At 41.6% G+C, this 3,448-nt stretch carries 4 protein-coding genes; 1 reads left to right on the top strand and 3 read right to left on the bottom strand.

Annotated elements, in window-relative coordinates; all coding sequences use genetic code 11:
* A partial coding sequence (locus tag KGY70_19315) for a hypothetical protein (protein ID MBS3777352.1) occupies positions 1-212 on the top strand: 212 nt, incomplete at its 5' end.
* Positions 213-373: 161 nt separating this feature from the next.
* Here KGY70_19315 and KGY70_19310 read toward each other — a convergent pair.
* From KGY70_19310 to KGY70_19300, 3 genes are all read right to left on the bottom strand, one after another.
* The gene (locus KGY70_19310; GenBank protein ID MBS3777351.1) at positions 374-1,858 is read right to left on the bottom strand and encodes a mannitol dehydrogenase family protein; all 1,485 of its coding nucleotides are present in this window, start codon (positions 1,856-1,858) and stop codon (positions 374-376) included.
* 22 nt (positions 1,859-1,880) lie between these two features.
* Positions 1,881-2,831: an ABC transporter permease gene (locus KGY70_19305; protein MBS3777350.1), complete on the bottom strand. Its 951-nt coding sequence runs from the start codon at positions 2,829-2,831 to the stop codon at positions 1,881-1,883.
* Between the two features lie 55 nt (positions 2,832-2,886).
* On the bottom strand, positions 2,887-3,448 hold a 562-nt coding region (locus KGY70_19300; GenBank protein ID MBS3777349.1), incomplete at its 5' end, for a sugar ABC transporter ATP-binding protein.

Below are 3,448 nucleotides of genomic sequence, written 5' to 3'. Positions count from 1 at the left end.
GAGAGTCCATGAATCGATTCAGCTTTGTTCTTACCGTAATATTGATCGTTTTGATCATTCTCCATCTGGTTTATTCAATTGATTATGGGCAATTGTTTACCGTGGAAAATAAGGGAGGTGCTACCGGTGTTATGGTCAGCATCCTTGGTTTAATCGCACTTTTGTTAAGCAATAGGGCAAATGCCGGGGAAACCGATGCTTCGATGGAATAGAAGGAGATCAGTGGTACATGCCTACCTGGTATTTGAAAGAAAAAATAACCCCAAACAAAGAGAACCCTGGAAAAGAGAAGTGCGGGGACCTATAACATTTCCGGATCGAATATTGCTTCCGATGCATCCATTGATCAGTCAGCTAAACCAATTGATCTCTATCATCTCCTGAGTAATTTACTTATAACTTCATCAATATGATGTCTCCGTAGTTCATTGATCATTTGAAGATAGGTATCTACAAACCGCCTGTAATGAACCAGATTTCCAAAAATCGCTTCAATCCTTAAAAAAGATAGTGGATCATCATTAACAGAAGCTTTTGCTTTCTGCTCCAATTCGTTCCGCATAGAATCTTGTATTTCAATAGAGTAATCAGAAGTACCGGCCAATTCCAGATTCCGACACCAAGTTGCCACTATTAGTGTACCAAATTGTATAGAACCTCCTCTATCTAATTGTTCCCGGATTGTCGGGAGCAAAAATTTGGGAATTTTTGCCGAACTTTCAGCGCATATTCGTGACACCTGATCTTTGATCTTCGTATTTGAAAATCTTTGAACCAGATTATCCTTATAACCTTCAAGTTCGATGCCTTCAATTTTTCCCAGCACAAGAGTAGCTTCTTTATCCATAAATTCGCGGAGCAAAGAAGCCAACAGCGGATTTCTTACCGTTTCATCGATGGTTCTGTAACCATATAACAAGCCGGTTAAACCCAACAAGGAATGACCTGCATTTAATAATCTGATCTTCATTTTTTCATAAGGATCCACCTCTTCTACAAATTGCACGCCAACCGATTCCCATTCCGGCCGGCCATTGGCAAAATTATCTTCAATGACCCATTGGATAAACGGTTCGCAGACGACAGGCCAAAGATCCTCAATGCCAAATTGAACCTTCAGGTGCTCCTTATCCGAAGGGGTGGTGACGGGTGTGATTCGATCCACCATACTGTTCGGGAATGAGATATGTTGTTCAACCCAGTTGACCAGATTTGGTTCAGCTTCTTTCATATATGAAATAAGCATCTTTTTGCATACCTCCCCGTTGTGTTGGATGTTATCGCAGGAGAGAATGGTTAATCCCGGCATTCTTCTTTCTCTTCGACGCTTCAATGCCTGAGTCAAATATCCGAAAATGGTTTGGGGCTGATCAGGATGGTGTAGATCCCATTGCACCGATTTTTCAGACATATTAAATTCACCTGTTGCCGGATCCTGGTTATATCCTCCTTCTGTAATGGTTAGTGAAATGATCCTAACTTCCGGATCCGCCATTTTCTCAATTACCCTATCCGGATTTTCCGGTGCAAACAAATATTCCACAATGGAACCGATCACCCTTGGCCTCAATTTCTCATCAGGGTCCAGTACCATCAGGGTATATAAACCATCCTGCCGGGTGAAGGCATGATACATTTTTCGATCCTCGTTCAGCAATCCGATACCCGATATTCCCCAATTTCCTTTTCCCTTACATAACAACTGGTCAGTGTAAAAAGCCTGATGTGCGCGATGAAAATTACCTACACCCACATGCACAATTCCGGTCTTTATTTTTGTCCGGTTATAATTCGGTACCATCACCCCTTCAGGCAGATGCTCAAGATTGTTAGCATTTAATTTTATGGTCTCTGACATATATATAAAATATCCGATTAATTCAATGCTCGTTCCGCTGGAACCTTTGTATCAGCACAGCGAAAATGATGATCAATCCCTTGATGACCTGTTGAGAATAAGCCGGAATGGTCATCAGGTTCATGATATTGCCTATCATCCCTAAAATGAGCACTCCCAGAAGGGTATTGACAGCAGAACCTTTGCCGCCCTTTAAGCTGGCTCCTCCTATCACCACTGTGGCAATTACATCCAACTCCATCGCTACCCCGGTCACTGGCGCTCCTACACCGGTTCTGGCTGTTAATATGATACCGGCTATAGCCGATAAACCACCAGAAATGGCATAAACACTGAATTTGTGAAGTGGGACACGTATACCCGATAGCCGAACCGATTCTTCATTACTGCCGATGGCGATCACAATCCTGCCAAAAGCATTGTATTGCAAAATAATTCCGACAATGGCGAAGATCAAAAATAAGATCCAGGCAGGATTCGGTATACTCAGGAAGCTACCACTGCCAAAGTCTGTAAAAACTGAGGCCGAATCACTTACCATTACGGGGGCACCTTTTGAGAAAATAAAACCTAGCCCCCGTACAATAGACATCATAGCAAGGGTTGCTATGAAGGGGGCCATTTTATGGTAAGCCACCAAATACCCTGAGATTCCTCCAACAAGAATTCCACAGAGCAATGCGGCGATTAATGCTATGGGTAAAGGCATCAGGTTGGTAAATAACGCACACAATACACCTATCATAGCTACTATGGAGCCAACAGAAAGGTCTATGCCTCCTGTGAGAATCACCAACAACATACCCATACTGATAATTCCTACCGGAGTAACCTGCCTTATCAGGTTGAACAGATTGCTGGGGGTGAAAAAAGCATCTGATACAATGGCTGATATCAAAAGCATGAGCAAGAAAATCACTACAGTATTATACTTTATCAGATAATGTAGATATTTATTTATTTGACTCCTCATGTATCTCTTATAATTTAAAAGTATGTATTCGGATAAAACTTATTATTCTTATGTCTCATTTGCCAATAGAAAGACGCAGGATGTTCTCTTCAGAAAAATCTTTTTTTTCCAGTTCTCCCTGAATTTGTCCCTTACGCATCACCAATATCCGGTCACAGATACCTATCAGTTCCTCAGTTTCGGAGGAAACCACAATGATAGCCATTCCCTGGCGGGAAAGTTCATTGATCAATTTATAAATCTCCACCTTGGCGCCTACATCCACTCCCCTTGTTGGTTCGTCAATGATCATCACTTTGCTGTTGCGGCTAATCCATTTCGCTAGTGATACTTTCTGCTGATTGCCACCACTTAACGTAGCAACTTCTGCTTTTTCGGATTGGGTTTTGATAGATAATTTCCTGATCAATTCCTTTGCTTCATCACGTGCTTTGTTTGCCTTAATAAAGCCCAATTTATTGGTTATTTTATGAAAATTAGGCAAACTAACATTTTGTTGAATAGATAATGAAAGGATCACACCCTGTTGTTTTCTGTCTTCAGGTACCATGCCAATACCCTTTCTTACTGCACTATGAGGTGACCGGATTCGAAGCGGTCTTCCAAACAAAAATGCT

Source organism: Bacteroidales bacterium (genome assembly GCA_018334875.1).
Lineage (GTDB): Bacteria > Bacteroidota > Bacteroidia > Bacteroidales > UBA12077 > JAGXLC01.
The sequence above is the reverse complement of the archived record's forward strand: the minus strand, read 5'-3'. Positions and strand labels throughout refer to the sequence as shown.